The 17,611-nt window shown below is 68.6% G+C and carries 16 protein-coding genes; 4 read left to right on the top strand and 12 right to left on the bottom strand.

Going from position 1 to position 17,611, the window contains the following annotated elements:
- Positions 1 to 243 precede the first annotated feature (243 nt).
- Positions 244 to 387, top strand: a complete 144-nt coding sequence (locus FY251_RS22500; protein ID WP_007276288.1) for an HVO_A0556 family zinc finger protein — start codon at positions 244 to 246, stop codon at positions 385 to 387.
- Positions 388 to 411: 24 nt separating this feature from the next.
- Here the strand turns inward: FY251_RS22500 and FY251_RS06500 are convergent, their stop codons facing one another.
- A complete protein-coding gene (locus tag FY251_RS06500; RefSeq protein ID WP_148413984.1) occupies positions 412 to 1,671 on the bottom strand; it encodes an ABC transporter substrate-binding protein in 1,260 nt (419 codons plus the stop codon).
- A 94-nt stretch (positions 1,672 to 1,765) separates the two neighbouring features.
- Here FY251_RS06500 and FY251_RS06495 point away from each other — a divergent pair, with 94 nt between their 5' ends.
- Complete coding sequence (locus FY251_RS06495; protein WP_148413983.1) at positions 1,766 to 3,001, top strand: ABC transporter substrate-binding protein; 1,236 nt, start codon at positions 1,766 to 1,768, stop codon at positions 2,999 to 3,001.
- 45 nt (positions 3,002 to 3,046) lie between these two features.
- Here FY251_RS06495 and hutH read toward each other — a convergent pair whose 3' ends face one another.
- From hutH to hutU, 4 genes are read right to left on the bottom strand one after another with little or no spacing between them, the layout of a single operon-like run.
- Positions 3,047 to 4,633, bottom strand: coding sequence for a histidine ammonia-lyase (gene hutH, locus FY251_RS06490; RefSeq protein ID WP_148413982.1), 1,587 nt, complete (start codon positions 4,631 to 4,633; stop codon positions 3,047 to 3,049).
- A complete protein-coding gene (hutI, locus tag FY251_RS06485) occupies positions 4,626 to 5,864 on the bottom strand; it encodes an imidazolonepropionase (RefSeq protein ID WP_148413981.1) in 1,239 nt (412 codons plus the stop codon). Before hutI ends, hutH begins: the two co-directional genes overlap by 8 nt.
- A complete protein-coding gene (hutG, locus tag FY251_RS06480) occupies positions 5,857 to 6,807 on the bottom strand; it encodes a formimidoylglutamase (protein ID WP_148413980.1) in 951 nt (316 codons plus the stop codon). The genes hutI and hutG overlap by 8 nt, the downstream gene beginning before the upstream one ends.
- Entirely contained in the window at positions 6,804 to 8,573 is a 1,770-nt protein-coding gene (hutU, locus tag FY251_RS06475) for a urocanate hydratase (RefSeq protein WP_148413979.1), read from the bottom strand. The genes hutG and hutU overlap by 4 nt, the downstream gene beginning before the upstream one ends.
- A gap of 87 nt (positions 8,574 to 8,660) precedes the next feature.
- On the opposite strand from hutU, the gene FY251_RS06470 reads away from it, so the two are divergent.
- The gene (locus tag FY251_RS06470) at positions 8,661 to 9,311 is read left to right on the top strand and encodes a helix-turn-helix domain-containing protein (protein WP_148413978.1); all 651 of its coding nucleotides are present in this window, start codon (positions 8,661 to 8,663) and stop codon (positions 9,309 to 9,311) included.
- A 3-nt stretch (positions 9,312 to 9,314) separates the two neighbouring features.
- Here the strand turns inward: FY251_RS06470 and FY251_RS06465 are convergent, their stop codons facing one another.
- A complete protein-coding gene (locus tag FY251_RS06465; RefSeq protein WP_148413977.1) occupies positions 9,315 to 9,716 on the bottom strand; it encodes a VOC family protein in 402 nt (133 codons plus the stop codon).
- Positions 9,717 to 10,087: 371 nt separating this feature from the next.
- On the opposite strand from FY251_RS06465, the gene FY251_RS06460 reads away from it, so the two are divergent.
- A complete protein-coding gene (locus FY251_RS06460; protein ID WP_148414232.1) occupies positions 10,088 to 11,221 on the top strand; it encodes an MFS transporter in 1,134 nt (377 codons plus the stop codon).
- Positions 11,222 to 11,319: 98 nt separating this feature from the next.
- On the opposite strand, the gene FY251_RS06455 is transcribed toward FY251_RS06460, so the two are convergent.
- The 6 genes from FY251_RS06455 to FY251_RS06430 form a co-directional block, all read right to left on the bottom strand.
- Positions 11,320 to 11,853: a 3-isopropylmalate dehydratase small subunit gene (locus tag FY251_RS06455; RefSeq protein ID WP_148413976.1), complete on the bottom strand. Its 534-nt coding sequence runs from the start codon at positions 11,851 to 11,853 to the stop codon at positions 11,320 to 11,322.
- A complete protein-coding gene (locus FY251_RS06450; RefSeq protein WP_148413975.1) occupies positions 11,850 to 13,163 on the bottom strand; it encodes a 3-isopropylmalate dehydratase large subunit in 1,314 nt (437 codons plus the stop codon). The genes FY251_RS06455 and FY251_RS06450 overlap by 4 nt, the downstream gene beginning before the upstream one ends.
- Before the next feature lies 1 nt (position 13,164).
- Positions 13,165 to 14,124 carry a hydroxymethylglutaryl-CoA lyase gene (locus tag FY251_RS06445; RefSeq protein ID WP_148413974.1) on the bottom strand — a complete coding sequence of 320 codons (960 nt, stop codon included), beginning with the start codon at positions 14,122 to 14,124 and terminating at the stop codon, positions 13,165 to 13,167.
- A complete protein-coding gene (locus FY251_RS06440; protein ID WP_148413973.1) occupies positions 14,121 to 15,326 on the bottom strand; it encodes a CaiB/BaiF CoA-transferase family protein in 1,206 nt (401 codons plus the stop codon). Before FY251_RS06440 ends, FY251_RS06445 begins: the two co-directional genes overlap by 4 nt.
- Before the next feature lie 227 nt (positions 15,327 to 15,553).
- Positions 15,554 to 16,954 carry a dihydroorotase family protein gene (locus FY251_RS06435; RefSeq protein WP_148413972.1) on the bottom strand — a complete coding sequence of 467 codons (1,401 nt, stop codon included), beginning with the start codon at positions 16,952 to 16,954 and terminating at the stop codon, positions 15,554 to 15,556.
- Positions 16,951 to 17,610: an isochorismatase family protein gene (locus FY251_RS06430; RefSeq protein WP_148413971.1), complete on the bottom strand. Its 660-nt coding sequence runs from the start codon at positions 17,608 to 17,610 to the stop codon at positions 16,951 to 16,953. Before FY251_RS06430 ends, FY251_RS06435 begins: the two co-directional genes overlap by 4 nt.
- Position 17,611: the final 1 nt, after the last annotated feature.

Below are 17,611 nucleotides of genomic sequence, written 5' to 3'. Positions count from 1 at the left end.
GCGTCGATGCTGTGGTTTGGGCAAGGTATATTCTATCTTGGATACGCGATTCGAGGAACTGAAACCTCCTACACTTGGTGTGGAGAAACTGGCTATGATAACCGACTTGCGCCCTGTATTCAGCACGGCCTCAACAAACTATCAGTGACTGAGGATTTCAACAGAGCCGTTCTCGGGAGTGTCACGGACCGCGATATATCGAACCGGAGAAATGTTCTTACGACTGGAGCCGAATCGACGGGTATGCCCGAATCCGCGTACCTGCTCGATTCGTTCGACGAAGAGGACTGCACCTACTGCGACGGCGACCTCGTGACGGGGAGCTACAAAGACAACGACGCCATCGTCTGCGACGACTGCGGGACGCCCGCCGTCCAGCTCTGGTAAGGGGCCGCCGAAACGCCGGTCGCCTCACTCGCCGGTGACGATGTCGGCGACGCGCTGCCTATCGAACAGCCGTTCGTCCTCGGGAATCTCGGGATACGCGCCGCCCGCGTACTCCGGCCACCCGCCGAACTGGTCCGGATAAAGCTGTTTGGCCGTCATCTCCAACTGGAACAGGTTCATAATCGGTCCCTGCACCGGCGTCCCCGACGGGAAGACGCGGTCGTTCCGGACCGCGCTGAGTTCGCTCCCGACGGGGTGGTTTTCGAGGTCCCGTCGAATCGCCGCCACGTCGTAGTACGAGTCGATACCGTAGCTGTGGAGCAGTACGTCGGGGTCGATTTCGAGCATCGTCTCGAAGTCGTAGGAGGTCTCGAACGTCACGTCGCCGGCCGCGAAGGCGTCGGTGACGCCGAGCGGGCGAATGTGCGAGGTCGCGAAGCCGGGTGCGTCGATTTTCGTCGGGTAGAACGTCTCGTCCATGTAGATGACGACGCCGACGGTCGGCCGCTCCGACTCGGGCGGGAGGCCCGACTGAATGGTGCCGAGGAGGTCGCTGTGGACCGCTTCGAGCGCCGCGAAGCGGTCTTCCTCCCGAAAGACCTGCCCGACGTTCTCGACGATTTCCCAGAGCGTGTAGTACTCGTAGTCGGCGGCGTACGGCTCGGGCGGCTGGGCGTGCGTGCGGCTGTAAGCGTTGCCGAACCACGGGCCGACCTGCTCGCGAATCTCCTCGACGTCGAACTGGTCCCAGCCGTCGAAGCTGGCCACGAGCGCCGGGTCGACGAGGTGCAGGTCGGAGTCGAGTTCGTAGACGAGTTCCTTGTCGATGTTGACGCTCCCGGACCCCGAGTTGAGCTGCGCGAGGTCGCTCCGGTCGAACGAGACGCCGTCGAGGCGCTCGTAGTAGGCGTCGAGCGTCCGGCCACCGGCGTCGCTGTCGAAGCCGAGAGAGTTCACCGCGTCGCCGTGGCCGAAGGCGACCGCGGCGTCGGCGTAGACGAGGTTGTACACCATCACGCTCTCGGGGACCGACTCGAACGTCACGTCGCCGGCCGGCGACATCGACACCGTGTATTCGGTCGATTCGCTCCCAGACTCGGTCTCCGACGCGGGGGACGCGTCGCTCGCGGCCGTCGTTGCGGCGGTCTCGGCCGCGTCCGCCGACGATTCCGCGTCGTTCCCCCCGGCGCAGCCAGCCAGTAGACCGCCGGCGAGCAGCGCGCCGCCGCTTTTGAGATACGCGCGCCGCGTGGGTGTCGCCCGGTCGGTGAAGTCTTCGTCCATGGTTTTAGGCAACCCTAAACGGATAAATCCGTTTCGGAGTTTCGGTGAGCCTAAATCGGTACGCATATGTGTATTAGGCCGGCCTAAATATACGATGGCAGACAGCGACGAACCGACGCGCAGGAAGTTCTTGACCTACGGTGGCTCGGTCGCAGTCGGCGGACTACTCGCCGGCTGTACGGGTTCGTCCGAGTCGGACGCGACCGCGACGGACGCGACCGCGGCGGACACCGCCGCGACCGCCGAATCGACGGCGACGAGCGAGTCGACCGCGGCGTCGACGGCCGACGGCAGTTCGTACACGGTGTCGATGGCCCCGATGGGCGACGTGACGTTCGAGGGCGTCCCCGAGCGCATCTTCACGCGGCTGACCCACCACGCGGGGATGGCGTTCGCGCTCGGCCACGGCGACGCCGTCAACGCGATGCACGCCCCCGACTACTACGACGCGCTGTGGAACCAGTTCACGCCGCGACTCCCCGGCGTCGAACTCGACTGGACCGGCCTGTACTCGTCGTGGGAGCCGTCGAAAGAGCGGCTCTACGAACTCGACAGCGACGTGCACCTCGCCGACCCCGCCAGCGTCTCCGCGCTCGGCAGTTGGAACCAAGACGACCTCGACGAAATCGGGGAGAACGTCGGCCCGTGGTTCGGCAACACGTTCAGCGCGCGGCATCAAGCGCCGCCGACCGAGTGGGCCGACACCTACGAGTACTACGGCCTCTGGGAGATATTCGCCAAGGTTGCGCAGGTTCTGCAGGAAGAGGCGAAGTACGAGGCGCTCGCGGCGGTCCGCGAGGAACTGCTCGCGGCGATTTCGGCGGACCTCCCCGCGGAGGCCGACCGCCCGACCGCCGTGCTCCTCGGCCCGAGCGACCTGGAGTCCATCTACGCGTACAACCTGAGCACGCCGGGCTTTCTGACCGCCCACACCCGCCCGCTGAAGCCGGTCAGCGCGTTCGACGACGACGTGGAGTCCGGCTCGACCGTCGACTTCGAGACGCTCCTCGAAGCCGACCCCGACGTGATTCTCACGCTCGGCGGGATGCACCCGAACACGAGCATGCCCGACATCCGCGCTGGCCTCCGCGACGACCCCGTGGGTGCCGAGATTTCGGCCGTGAAGAACGACCGCGTCTACGCGCAGGCCGGCCGCTATCAGGGACCGATACTCAACCTGTTCCAGTTGGAGATGACCGCGAAACAGCTCTACCCCGACCGCTTCGGCGCGTGGCCCCAGTACAGCGAGGGACCGTATCCCGAGATTCCCGAAGAAGAACAGCTATTCGACCGGCAGCGCGTCGCCGACGTCATCAACGGAAACCTCTGAGTCGGCGACCGATGTCCGCGGCGACCGACGACACGGCGGAACCGCTCAGTCGGCGAGCCCGGCGTCCTCGATGGCCGCGCGAATCGCGCCGAACCGGACGAGGTCGGCCGCGGTCTCCAGTTCGCCGTCGAGGCGGCGGTCCTCGTCCAGCGGCGGAACCACGGACCGAATCGCGTCGCGGACGGCTCCCGTGCCGGTGCCGAGTTCGAGGCCGTCGCCGAGGAACTCCGCGGCCTGCGAGCCGCAGAGGAGTTCGACGCCGACGATGGTCGCGACGTTCTCGGCGACCGTGCGGGCGTTGAGGGCGCTCTGGCCGCTCATGCTCACGTGGTCTTCCTGCCCGCCGCTGACGGGCGTCGAGTCGATAGACGGGCGACCGAGCGACCGGCACTCGTTGAGGAGCGCCGCGGCGGTGTACTGCGCAATCATGTACCCGGAGCGGAGCCCGCTGCGTTCGGTCAGGAACGGCGGGAGGTACGACTCCTGCACGTCGGGATTGAGCATCCGGTCGGTCCGGCGCTCGGAGATGGCCGCGAGTTCGGTCAGCGCGCCGGCGGCGTAGTCGAGGCGGAGCGCCAGCGGTTCGCCGTGGAAGTTGCCGGCGGAGACGACGGCGGCCGCGTCGGTGCCGGGCGCGCGCTCGTCTACCGCGCCGGCCGGGAAGACGAGCGGGTTGTCGGTGACGCTGTTGAGTTCGACCGCGACGGCCTCGCGGAGGTGCGAGACGGCGTCTCTGACCGCGCCGTGGACCTGCGGGAGACAGCGAATCGAGTAGGCGTCCTGCACGCGCTCGCAGTCCTTGTGCGATTCGAGGACGGTCGAGCCGGCGGTGAGGCGGCGAATCGCGGCCGCGCTCTCCTGCTGGCCGGGGTGGGGGCGAACCTCGTGGATGGCGGGGTCGCAGTTCGCCGTGGTGCCCATCGTGACCTCGGTCGCGAGCGCGCCAGCGGCGTCGGCGGCCTCGACGGTTCGCTCGGCGTCGACGACGAACAGCGCGGCGAGACCGACCGTGAGTTGCGTCCCGTTGATGAGCGCGAGGCCCTCCTTGGAGGCGAGCGTCACCGGCTCCAAGCCGACCGCTCGCAGGGCCTCGTCGCCCGGGAGTCGGTCGCCGTCGACGCGGGCCTCGCCCTCGCCGATGAGGACGAGCGCCATGTGCGCGAGGGGCGCGAGGTCGCCACTCGCGCCGAGGCTCCCGCGGGAGCGGACGACCGGCTGAACCCCCTCGTTGAGCATCGAGACGAGCAGGTCGACCACCGAAGGTCGAATGCCCGAAAAGCCCTTGGCGAGCGTGTTGGCTCGGCTGACCATCATCGACCGGACCTCCTCGCGGGTGAGTTCGCGGCCCGCGCCGGCGGCGTGGCTCCGCACGAGGTTCGTCTGGAGGCGCTCGATGTCCTCGCGGTCGATGTGCGTCTCCACGAGGTGTCCGAAGCCGGTGTTGACGCCGTACACCGGTTCGCCGGAGTCGAGGACGGACTCGACGCGCTCGCGCGACTCGCGCATCCGCTCGCGCGACTCGGCGGCGACCTCGACCGGGGCGTCGTGGCGGGCGACGGCCGCCACGTCTTCCGGCGTCAGCGACGCGCCGTCGAGCGTGACCGACTCGGGGAGCGACGCGGCGTCACTCACGGGCGACCACCCCCGATTTCAGCACGGTCGAAACGGGGTTCGTGTCGAACCGATACGAGAGGTGCGACGCGGTCGGCACGTCGAGCACGACGGCGTCGGCAGGGGCTCCCGCGCGGAGCGTGCCCGTGCCGTCGTCGCGGTCGAGCGCGCCCGCGGCGGCGCTCGTGATTCCGCGAATCGCTTCGTGCGGCGTCATTCGCATCCCGACGCTGGCGAGTGTGGCGACGAATCCCATGCTTCGGGAGAAGCAGTTCGGGTTGAAATCGGTGGCGAGCGCGACCTCGTGGCCCGCGTCGAGGAAGGCGCGGGCGTCGGCGTAGTCGGCTCCGAGGCCGAACGCCGTGCCGGGGAGCATGACCGGCGTGACGCCGGCTTCGACCAGCGTCTCGCGGCCCGCGTCGTCGGTGTGAAGCAGGTGGTCCGCGCTGGCCGCGCCGACCGCGGCCGCGACGTCGGTGCCGCCGATGGCGGCGAACTCGTCGGCGTGAATCTTCGGCGCGAGGCCGTGGTCGCGGCCCGCCTCCAGAATCCGGCGGGACTGCTCGGCGGTGAACACGCCGCGCTCGCAGAACACGTCGCAGAACTCGGCGATGCCCTGTTCGGCGACCGCGGGGAGTTGGTCGGAGACGACCGACTCGGCGTACTCCTCGGCGTCCACGCCGCGGGGGACGGCGTGCGCGCCCATGAACGTCGGAATCACGTCGACCGGGTGGTCCGACCCGGCCGCGTCGACGGCCGAAAGCATCCGCAGTTCGGTCTCCGTGTCGAGGCCGTAGCCGGACTTCACCTCGACCGTGGTCGTCCCGTGGGCGAGCATCGCGTCGAGGTGTTCCGTGAGGTTCGCCACCAACTCGTCGTCGGAGGCCTCGCGGACCGCGTCGACGGTGCGGAGGATGCCGCCGCCGTCGGCGAGAATCTCCTCGTAGGTCGCGCCGCGGAGCTTCGCCACGAACTCGTCGGAGCGGTCGCCCGCAAAGAGCGCGTGGGTGTGAGGGTCGACGAAGCCCGGCAAGACCGTCTTGCCGGTCGCGTCGATGGCCGTCTCGGCGTCCGCGACGGGGGAGTCCGCGAGCACTTCGTCCGTGGGGCCGACGGCGACGACTTCGCCGTCGAGCGCGGCGAACGCGGCGTCTTCGAGGACGACGACGCCGGTCTCCTCGTCGGGGCCGACGACCAGTTCGGCCGCGCCGTGGACGACCGTGAGGCCGGCCGTAGAACTCTCGTCAGTCACGCGACGTCACCCCCGCGAGGAAGTGGGCGACCGCGCGGGCGGCCGCGGCGACGGTTCGGCCGTCCTCGTCGTCCAGCGGCGGCGCGCACTCCACGACCTCGAAGCCGACGATGCGGGGGTCGGCCGCGACGCGGCGGAGCATCGAGAACAGTTCGCGGGTGGTGACGCCGCCGGGGGTCGGTGCGCTCGCGCCCGGCGCGGCCGTCTGGTCCAGCACGTCCACGTCGAGGCTGACGAAGACGCGGTCGCAGGCGGCCAGCGCATCGAGGGCGAAGTCGGCCGTCTCGGCGGGGCCGCGACCGACCTCGTCGGCGGTGAGGATGGTCCCGCCCGAGTCGCGCAGGAAGTCGGCGTAGGCGGTCGAGGTCTCGAAGTGGCGCGCGCCGACCACGGCGAGGCGGTCGAGGCCGGCGTCGAACAGCTGTCGGTAGGGCGTCCCGCTCGTCGGGCTGTCGGCGGGTTCGCGGCAGTCGAGGTGGGCGTCGAAGCTCACGACGCCGACCGGGTCGTCACCGCCGAGAAGCGGCGTGACGTTGCCGACCGTCAGGGAGTTGTCGCCGCCGAGGAAGACCGGGAGCGCGCCGCGTTCGTAGACGGCCGCGGCCTCGTCGGCGACGACGGCCTGCACGTCCGCGACGTGGTTCTCGGGGTCGTCCGCGTCGTTGTACGCCTCGACCGGGAGGTCGCCGAGGTCGGCGACGCCGGCGACCGGCCCCTCGTCGAAGTGGTGGGTCTTGACGCCGGCGAGGGCGCGCCGAATCGCGGCCGGGGCATCGCGGGCACCGCGCCGGCCGATGACGGCCCCGTCGTAGGGTTCGCCCACGAGGACGGCGCGGAAGTCGCCCGCGTCCTCGATTTCGGTCGGGGTGACGACGCGGCCGAACTGCTCGTCGTTCGGGTCCGACGAGGTTCCTTCCCACGCGGGCGGGTCGGTGAGGCTCATTCGTCACCTCGGGCGGCGGATTCGTCGGCCGCGTCGTGGTCCCGCATCGGGATGCGGACGTTCGACCGGGTCGCCTCGTCCAGCGCGTCCTCGTAGCCGGCGTCGGCGTGGCGGACGACGCCCATGCCGGGGTCGGTCGTGAAGACGGCGCGGGCCTTCTCCGCCGCGAGGTCGGAGCCGTCGAGGACGACGTGGTTGTTCGCGTGCAGCGAGTTGCCGATGCCGACGCCGCCGCCGTCGTGGACGCTCACGATGTCCGCGCCCGCGGCGGTGTTGAGAAGCGCGTTCAGGATGGGCCAGTCGGCGACCGCGTCGGTGCCGTCGCGCATCGCCTCGGTCTCGCGGTACGGGCTGGCGACCGACCCGGCGTCGAGGTGGTCGCGGGTGACGACGACCGGCGCGGAGACCTCGCCCGAGGCGACGAGGTCGTTGATTTTCAGCGCGAATCGGGCGCGCTCCGTGAGCCCCTCGTCGTCGGTGGCGTAGCCGAGCCAGCAGACGCGCGAGGGGAGCCCCTGGAACGACACCTGCTCCTGTGCGAGGTCTATCCAGCGCATGAGCGACTCGTGTTCGGGGAACAGTTCTCGAATCGCCTCGTCGGTGCGGTGGATGTCGGCGGGGTCGCCGGAGAGCGCGGCCCACCGGAACGGCCCGCGCCCGCGGCAGAACATCGGGCGGATGTACGCCGGGACGAAGCCGGGGAAGTCGAAGGCGGTGGTCATCCCGCGGTGGTCTTGGACCTGCCCGCGGATGTTGTTGCCGTACTCGAAGGCGATTGCGCCCGCGTCCTGCAGGTCGAGGATGGCCTGCACGTGGCGCTCCATCGTGTCGAGGCTGGCGTCGACGTAGGCTTCGGGGTCGTCTTCGCGGAGTTGGTCTGCTTCATCGACGGTGTAGCCGCTCGGGTAGTAGCCTTCGAGCTCGTCGTGGGCGCTGGTCTGGTCGGTGACCACGTCGGGAATCTCGTCGCGCGCGAGCAGTGCTTCGAGCATGTCCGCGGCGTTCATCTGGACGCCCACGCTGTAGGGTTCGCCCGCGTCGATGGCCGCCTTCGCGTTTTCGAGCGCCTCGTCCAGCGAGTCGGCGAACTCCATCAGGTAGTCCGTCTCGACCCGGCGCTCGATGCGGTCGGCCTGCACCTCGGCGGCGATACAGACCCCGCGGTTCATCGTCACCGCGAGGGGCTGTGCGCCGCTCATCCCGCCGAGGCCGCCGGTGACGACGAGTTTGCCCCGCAGGTCGGCGTCGTAGTGCTGGCGGGCGAGTTCGGCCAGCGTCTCGTAGGTGCCCTGAATGATGCCCTGCGTGCCGATGTACGCCCACGACCCGGCGGTCATCTGGCCGTACATGATCTTCCCCTCGGCCTCCAGTTCGTGGAAGTGCTCCCAGTCGTCCCAGCGGCCGACGAGGTTCGAGTTGGCGATGAGGACGCGCGGGGCGCGCTCGTGGGTCGGGAACTTCCCGACCGGCTTTCCCGACTGGACGAGGAGCGTCTCGTCGTCGTCGAGGTCGCGGAGTTCGGCGAGGATGGCGTCGTAGGCGTCCCACGAGCGGGCGGCGCGACCGGTCCCGCCGTAGACGACGAGGTCTTCGGGACGCTCCGCTACCTCGGGGTCGAGGTTGTTGTTGAGCATCCGGAGCGCCGCCTCCTGTCGCCACCCCTTACACTCGATGTCCGTCCCAGTGGGTGCACCCTGGTACGCGCGCCACTCGTCGCTCGGATCGCCGAGTCGGTCCCGGGTTTCCGACGATTGCTGGTCGTGCATACCTCACACATCGGGCGCGAGACGGGTAGCGATTCCCCCACCGTGCGGTGTGGTATTTATATATCGTCGCCGGACCACGGTTCGCGTATGTACGAGGCGAGCCTCCGAATCCGGGACGACAGCGCCTACGCGGCGGCGACGGCGGGCAACGCCGCGAGCGTCGAACTGTGGTGCAACGAGCACTGCGACATGCTCCACGTGAGCGGCGAGGTCGGAAGCGACGTGCTCGACCGCGTCGGCGACACCGTCGGCGTGGCGGCGTCGGTCGAGCGCGGCGACGAGTTGGTCGTCGTCACCGCCGACTGCCTCCGGGACCACGAGATAGACCACATCGAGGGCTACGTGCAGAAACACGGTCTGCTCCTCGTGCCGCCGCTTCGCTACCGCGACGGCGCGAAGGTCTGTCGGCTGCTCGCCGTCTCCGCCGACGACCTGACGGCGTGCTTCCGCGACCTCGTGGACAGCGGCTTCGACGTGAGCGTCGAGTCCAAGCGCGCGGTGTCGTTCGCCAGCGGAAGCGGCCCGCTTTTAGCACCCGCCGACGCGATGCCCGAACTCACCGGCCGCCAGCGCGAGGCGCTGCGACTGGCCCACGCCGGCGGCTACTACGACCTCCCGCGCGGCGTCGAGACCGCGACCATCGCCGACGAGATGGGCGTCTCGCGGCGCACCGCCGAGGAACACCTGCGCCGGGCGGAGCGGAAAGTGATGGACTCGGTCGCGCAGTACGTGCTGTGAGGCTCAGCCGTCGTCGGGCGCGGCTTTCAGCTCCAGCGTGTAGCCGAACGGGTCGGTGACGTACACCGCGGGCGCGACGCCCGTCGCCCCGAGCGGTTCGAGTTGGCGGTCGATTTCGACGCCGCCGGCGTCGAGATGGTCGCGGAGTTCGTCGATGTCGTGGGCGAACTCGATGGCGACGTGGTCGAAGGCGGTCTCGGTCGGCGGTTCGAAGTTCTCGGCCGGCCGGAGGTGGATGACGCTCGCCGGGGTCAGTCGCACGGAGAAGAAGGGCTTTTCGCCCGACTCGTACAGGTCGCGGTTCTCGACGTCGAAGCCGAGCGCGTCGCGGTAGAACCCGACCGCGGCGTCGAGGCCGTCGGCGGGGATGCGGAGGTTCACGTGGTCGATTGCCGTCGCGTCCATGCCCGCCCCGTCGCGGGGGAAGATGGTAAAAATTCGTGCGGCGGCTATCGAGGATGACAGGGAGAGAACCGAGGCAAAAATAAACTCTATTGTGTTTATAATTTTACAATTTGTAGAAATTCTACAAATTGCAAAAATTGTTGTCTATAGTGGGCCTAAATTCATTTCCTAGGAGAAATACATGGCCGCGTGGAGAAATAATAAACTCTAATTAGTTTATTTTCTTTGTAACGCGCCTCGGGAGACCGCGACGCCGACAACCGGAACCGACGTTCCGCAATCGTAACCCATTGGTAGCAGGTGGGTGAACGGAGGGTGTGAACCAACAGCCGACATCCGACGAGCGCTTGCTTGCGGGCTACCCGGGTCGGATGTTAGTCACCGTGTCGCTGGCGTGGGCGGTCCTTCAGACGGGCCGGTTCCTCCTGTCGCCGCTGTTGCCGACCATCATCGAGGAGTTACAGATAACGGAGGCGACCGCCGGCATCGCGCTGGCGCTGTTTCAGGGCGTCTACGCCGTCACCCAGTACCCCGGCGGCGAGTACTCCGACCGCTGGACGCGGACGACGCTCATCGTCCCCGGACTCGGTATTCTCGTCCTCGGCTTTGCCACGTTCGGCCTCGCGGGCGGTCTCGCGGGCTTCGTCGCCGCCGCGGTCGTCACGGGACTCGGGAAGGGGCTTTTCGCCATCCCCTCGCGGGCGCTCCTGTCGGACCTGTTCGTCGAACGCCGCGGGCGGGCGCTCGGAGTCTACGCCGCCGGCACCGACCTCGGCGGCCTCGTCTCCTCGGGGCTCGCCATCCTCGCGCTGACCTACGCGACGTGGCGGACGCCGTTCCTCCCGGTGGCCGTCGTCCTCGCGGGACTCACGGTGCTCTACGCGCTCTGGTCGCGAGACGGCTACGCCGTGGGGTCGCCCGAACTCCACGTCTCGGGGACGCTTCGACGCCTCTTCGCCAGCGCGGAACAGCGCCGGACGCTCCTCGCGTTCGGGCTGTTTTACTTCATGGTCGGCGGCTTCATCAACTTCTTTCCGACCTACCTCATCGAGGCGAAGGGCTTCGACCAGCAGTTGGCGAGCGCGACGTTCGCCATCGTCTTCGCCGTCGGCATCACCATCAAACCCGTCGCCGGCGGCCTGAGCGACCGGTTCCGCCGCGAGTCAATCGCGGTCGTCGGGATGCTCGTGGCCGCGGCGGCGCTCGCCGTCCTCTCGGCCGTGGCGGCGCGCCCGCTCATCTACGTCTCCGTCGTCGCGCTCGCGGCCGGCTACAAGACGGAGTTCCCCCTCGCGGACGCCATCATCATGGACAACGCGCCCGACGCCGACCGCGGGGCCGACCTCGGGGCCGCGCGGGCGCTGTTCCTCGGCGCGAATGCGATGGGGCCGGCGTACGTCGGCATCGTCGCCACTTACGCGAGCTACGTCGCGGCGTTCGCGGGGCTGGCGGTCTGTCTCGTCGCCGCCGCCGGACTCCTCTACTGGGACGCGAGAAAGCGGTGAGAAAAGTAAAACAGCCGCCTCGGAACGACGTTCGCGGGTGCCTCTGTGTGGCTGTCGGTCGCTGCGTCGGGACGGTATGACGTGAGTCGAGTGCCCGCTCAGCCGTCGAGTTTCGCTTTCGTGTACGCTTTCAGTCCCCCCTGTTCGACGAGCGACTGGAGGAACTCGGGGAGCGCCTCCGCCTCGTACGTCTCGTCTCGCGTGTGGTTCGTCACGACGCCCGCGTCGAGGTCGACGTGAATCTCGTCGCCGTCCTCGACGGCGTCCGCGCCGGGGCAGATGAGCACCGGCAGACCGAGGTTGATGGCGTTGCGGAAGAAGATGCGCGCGAACGACCGCGCGACGACCGCCGAGACGCCCGCGCCGACGAGCGACAGCGGCGAGTGCTCCCGCGACGACCCGCTCCCGAAGTTCTCGCCGGCGACGACGAAGTCGCCGCGCTCGACCGACTCGGAGAACTCCGGTCTGAGGTCCTCGAAGGCGTGGCTGGCGAGTTCGTCGGGGTCCGACGAGACGATAAAGCGCGACGGCGTTATCTGGTCGGTGTCGACGTTGTCGCCGAAGACCCACGCGCGACCGGGTTCGGCGGGGTCGGGGCGGTCGTCGCCGGAACCGCCGGCGGCTCCCGTCATGGCAGCACCTCCGCGAACACCGTGTCGTCGTAGCGGTTCGTCTCGACCTCGCGGGGGTCGGTGATTTCGCCGTACAGCGCGCTCGCGCCGACGGTCGCCGGACTCGACAGGTAGACCGACGACTCCATCGACCCCTCGCGGCCGGGGAAGTTCCGGTTCGCCGTGGCGAGACAGACGTCGCCGTCGCCGAGGACGCCCTGATGGTAGCCCGCGCAGGGGCCGCAGCCGGCGCTCTGGATGACCGCGCCGGCGTCGGTGAGCGTCTGGAAGACGCCCGTCCCGAGCATGTGCTGGTAGACGGACTTCGAGGCGGGGACGACGACCATCCGGACGTTCGGGGCGATGGTCTCGCCTTCGAGGATGTCGGCGACGATTTTGATATCCTCGTACCGGCCGTTCGTGCAGGTGCCGACGAACAACTGGTCGATTTCGGTGCCCGCGACCTCGGTCACGTCGACCGCGTTCTCGGGGTTCGACGGCTTCGAGACCTGCGGGGCGAGGTCGGCCGCGTCGTAGCTGTGGACCGCCTCGTAGTCGGCGTCGTCGTCGGAGACGAACGCGTCGCCGAGGTCGATTTCGTTTCCGGTCTGGCGTTCGAGGTACGACTCGGTCCGCTCGTCGGGCGTGACGAGGCCGGCCTTGCCGCCCATCTCGATGGCCATGTTCGAGAGGACGAGGCGCTCGTGAATCGGCAGCGACTCGACGGCGCTCCCGGCGTACTCGGCGGCCATGTAGGTACAGCCGTCGAAGCCCACGTCGCCGATGAATCGCAGGATGAGGTCCTTCGCGTAGACGCCGTCCCGGAGGTCGCCGTCGACCTCGAAGCGGAGCGTCTTCGGGACGCGGAACCAGAGTTCGCCCGTCGCGAGCGCGGTCCCGAGATCGGTCGAGCCGACGCCGGTCCCGAACGCGCCGATGCCGCCGTAGGTCGTCGAGTGGGAGTCCGCGCCGATGACGAGGTCGCCGGGACCGACGAACCCCTCCTCGACGAGCACGGCGTGGCAGATGCCATCGCCCACGTCGAACTGGTGCGCGCCGTGTTCCGCCGCGAACTCGCGGACCGCGTTGTGGTTGTTCGCGGCCTGCACCCCGTCGGCGGGGGCGTGGTGGTCGATGGTGAAGACGGTCCGGTCGGGCGCGAACAGCTCGCCGTCGTCGCCCGTCACCTCGTCGAACGTCCGGAACGCGAGCGGCCCGGTGATGTCGTGGGCCATCGCCACGTCCACGTCGGCTTCGACGTAGTCGCCGGCGCGGGCGTCGGTGTCCGACTTCGCCGACAGCAGTTTCTCCGCGAGGGTCTTGCCGGACATCTCAGCTCTCCTCCTGATCGGCGGCGACGGTGTCGAGGACGCCCTCGACGGTGCCGCCCGCGAGGACGTGACTCGTCAGGCCGAGGCCCAGTCGGTCGGACACGTCGTGGGCGGCCGCCTCGATGCGGTCGAAGTCGACGCCGTGGCCGACGCCCATGCGTTCGAGCATCTGGACGAGGTCCTCGGTCGGCGTGTTGCCGACGCCGGACATGTCGCCCGGGAGGACGACGCCGCCGCCGAGCCCGCAGACAGAGGCGTCGAAGCGGTCGACGCCGACCGCCATCGCCGCCAGCGTGTTGGCGAGGCTCATCCCGTTGGTGTCGTGGAGGTGCAGGCCCATGTCGAGGCCGGGGTGGGCCTCGAACGCGGCGGTGAAGCGCTCCGTGATTTCGACGGGGTTCGCGAGGCCCATCGTCGTCGCCAGCGTGACCTCGTCGACGCCGGAGTCGACGACGCTGTCGACGACCGCGAGCGTCTCCGCCGGGTCGATTGCGCCCTCGTAGGGGCAGTAGAAACTCGTTCCCATCCCGGCTTCGACCTCGATGCCGTGGTCGTGGGCGAGGGCGACGACGTCGTCCATCTCCGCGAGCACCTCCTCGCGGGTGCGGTTCTGGTTTTTCCTCGTGTAGGTCTCGCTCACCGTGACGAGCGCGTTCACTTTGTCCACCTCGGCTTCGACGGCGCGCTCCATGCCCCGGAGGTTGGGGACGAGCGCCCGGTAGGTCACGCCGTCGCGGCGGGTGATTCGCGTCGCCACCTCGTCGGCGTCCCGCAGGGTCGGGACGGCCTTCGGGTGGGTGAACGAGGAGATCTCGATTTCGTCGACGCCGGTGTCCGAGAGGGCGTCGATTATCTCGACTTTCTCGTCGGTCGGGACGAACTCGTCGAGGCGCTGGAACCCGTCGCGGGGCAGCATCTCGACGACGTGGACGCGCTCCGGCAGGGAGTCGAGGAGGCTCATATCACGTCCTCCGCTTCGAGGTCCGAAAGCACCGACTCGTCGTAGCCGAGTCGGTCGCGGTAGACCGCGTCGTTGTGTTCGCCGAGCGACGGCCCGAGGTGGTCGACCCGCCCGGGCGTCTCCGAAAACTTGGGGAAGGCGTTCTGGACGACCGCCTCGCCGAGGTCGGGGTCGTCGACCGTCAGGAACGCCTCGCGCGCCGCGTAGTGCTCGTCGTTGAGGATGTCCTCGACGTTGTAGACGGGCGCGAGCGTCGCGTCGGCCGCCTCGAACGCGTCGAGCACCTCCTCGCGGCTGTGGTCGTCCATCCAGTCTTGGATGACGGCGTCGAGTTCGTCGACGTGTTCCAGTCGGTCCTCGTTGGTCTCGAACCGCGGGTCGTCTTTCAGGTCGGGGCGGTCGATGGCGTCGAACGTGCGCTCGGCGAGCGGTTGCGCGCTCGCGGAGATGGCGACCCAGCGGTCGTCACCCGTCCGGTAGACGTTCCGCGGGGCCGACGAGGTCGAGCGGTTGCCCGACCGCGACTCGATTTCGCCGAGTTGGTCGTAGCGGAGCGGCTGCGGGCCGAGCAGGCCGAAGATGGGTTCGATGAGGCTCGTGTCGATGTACTGGCCGCCGCCGCCGTGGACGTCGCGGTGGTAGAGCGCGAACATCACCGCGAACGTCGAAAACAGCGCCGCGATGTTGTCCGCGAGGCCGGTCGGCGGGAGCAACGGGGGCGAGTCGGGGAAGCCGTTGAGGTAGGCGAAGCCGGACATGGCCTCCGCGAGCGTCCCGAACCCGGGGCGCTCGGCGTACGGGCCGGTCTGTCCGAAGCCGGACATCCGGAGCATCACGAGGTCGTCGTTGACCTCGGAGAGTCGCTCCCAGCCGACGTTCCAGCGTTCGAGCGTGCCGGGCCGAAAGTTCTCGATGAGGAGGTCGGCCTCGCCCACGAGGTCTTCGAACACCGCCGCGCCCTCGTCGGTGGAGATGTTCAGGGTGATAGACTGCTTGTTCCGCGAGAGGTACTTGTGCCAGAGGCCGACGCCGTCTTTCTGTGGGCCGAAGCGGCGGATGTGGTCGCCGAACGCCGGGTGTTCGATTTTGATGACCGTCGCCCCGAAGTCGGCCAGGAAGCGGCCGACGGTCGGGCCGGATATCATCGACCCGGCTTCGAGGACGACGAGGCCGTCGAGTGGTCCGTTCGTGTCGTTCGTCATGTCGTGTGTGTCTTCTCGTTCTGTGTCGCGTGTGGTGGTCGTCAGGTGGTGCGTGTTCGCGTCCGCGTGCCCGGTCGCGGGCGGCCGGTCGTCGGCGTGAGCGGGCGAGGTCGTTGCCCGATTCCGCGTGGCCGGTCAGTCCGCGTCGGCGGCGAGTTGGGTCGGGGTCGAGGTGTTCTGATGGGGCGGGGTCGAATCGTGCTGATGGTGGCTCCGACCGCGCGACCTCACACCGGCCGGTCGATGTGGGTGCCGCGGCCCTTCGTGCCGACGATGTCGCCGTCGTCGTAGGCGAGTTCGCCCTTCACGACGGTCTGGGTCGGCCAGCCGGTGACCTCTCGGCCCTCGTAGGGGGAGTAGCCGCTGACGCTGTGTAACAGTTCCGGCGTGACCGTCTTCGTCTCGTCGAGGTCGACGACGGCGAGGTCGGCGTCGCTGCCGACCCTGACCGTCCCCTTCTTGGGGTAGAGGTTGAACGCCTTCGCCGCGTTGGTGCTCGTGACCTCGACGGCGCGTTCCAGCGAGATGCGACCCTCGTTGACGCCCTCCGAGAGGATGAGCGGGAGCATCACCGGCGTCGAGGGGAAGCCGAGCAGACTGTCGCGGATGCCCTCGCCGAACTTGTTCTCCGCGAGGTTGGCGCAGTGGTCGGTCCCGATAGTGGAGATGGTGCCGTCGGCGAGGCGCTCCCAGAGCGTCTCCTGGTCGGCTTTCGACCGGACCGGCGGGTTCACCTTCATGCGCTCGTCGCACTCCTCGGTGGTGAGCGCGAGGTAGTGGATGCACGTCTCGCCCCACGCCCGGTAGCCCGCGTCGTGGAGCGCGGCGAGTTCGTCGGCGGTCCCTCCAGCCGAGATGTGGACCGCGTAGAAGCGGTCGTCGTAGCCGTGGACCTTCGCGAGCGCGGCCCCGGCGACCATGCTCTGGGTCTCGGCGTAGCCGGGGAACTCCTCGACCATCACCTCGTAGCCCTCGTCGGCGTCGGCGTCGGTGTCGTCGGACTCGGAGGTGACGTAGACGTTGCCGCCGGCGAGCGCGTTCGTGATTTCGACGTTCTCGGAGTGGTAGCCGAGCGTCGTCGGCACGTCCTGTTCGGCGAGTTTCCGGACGAACGCGTCGCCGAAGTCGTCGTGCATGTCGCAGTCGACGCCGAACTTCTCGCGGGCGGCGTCCTTGTAGTTCATGTACCACTTGAACGTCGTGATGCCGAACTCCTCGATGATGGTCGGAATCTCCGCTACGTGCTCCATCGAGAGCAGGCCCAGCGAGAAGAAGTAATCGTGGTAGTAGTTCGGCTCCGCCTCCTCGAAGTATCCCGGCATGATGTCCTCGTAGGCCCCGGCCCGGCGGAAGTAGTTCCCGATGGTGGTCACGCCGCCGACGAGGTCGGACTTGGACTCGGACTCGGCGTCCGCCTCCAGCCCGCGGTAGATGCCGTGGTGGGTGTGCGGGTCGATCGCGCCCGGGAGGACGTGCTTGCCCGTCGCGTCGATTTCTGCCTCGCCCGAGAGCGTGCCGGGCGCGGCGATGGCGGAGATGGCCTCGCCGTCGGCCGCGACGTCGGCTTCGAAGGTGCCGTGTTCGGGGGTGACGACGGTGCCGTTCGAGATGACGAGGTCGTGGGTCATAGCGTCTCGACCCACTCCTCGACCGCCTCGGTCTCCAGCACTTCGGCGTACTTCATCCACAGGTCGAGGAGGCCGATTTTGTGCGACGCCTCGATGCGGTCGAAGATGCACTCCTGCGGCAGGACGACGCTGAGGCCGTTCTGCTTGGCGTCGACCGCGGTGGCGCGGACGCACCCGCTCGTGGAGTTGCCGACGATGATGACCGAGTCGTGGCCCCCGCGGACGAGCCGCGAGAGCAGGTCGGTCCCGTAGAACGCCGACGCGTAGGACTTGTCGACGACGGCGTCGCCCGCCGCGGGCGCGACCGGGTCGACGATGTCGAGGTCGGGGTGGTCGGGGTCGTCGTAGCTCGACGGGACGACCCGCGTGTACGTCACCGGAAGCCCCTGTTCTCGCGCGAAGTCGAGGAACGGGTCGATGTGCTCGATGGCGTCCCACGCGATGTCGCCCATCGCGGTGCGGTACTCCTCGATGGCGTCGAGGATGGGGACGTTCTCGCCGACGATGAGCCGCTGCATGTCGATGACGAGAACCATCGGGTTCTCGCCCATGCCGCGGGACTCCCACGACGAGGCGCCCTCCCTGTCGTAACCAGCCTTCGTGATGACCTGTTTATCCTGTTCGGATAGCAGGTCCTCCCAGATACGGTCTGTCATG

It is taken from the genome of Haloferax sp. KTX1 (genome assembly GCF_902410085.1).
GTDB lineage: Archaea > Halobacteriota > Halobacteria > Halobacteriales > Haloferacaceae > Haloferax > Haloferax massiliensis.
Note: the sequence above shows the minus strand (reverse complement) of the source record. Positions and strands in the feature narration are given on the sequence as shown.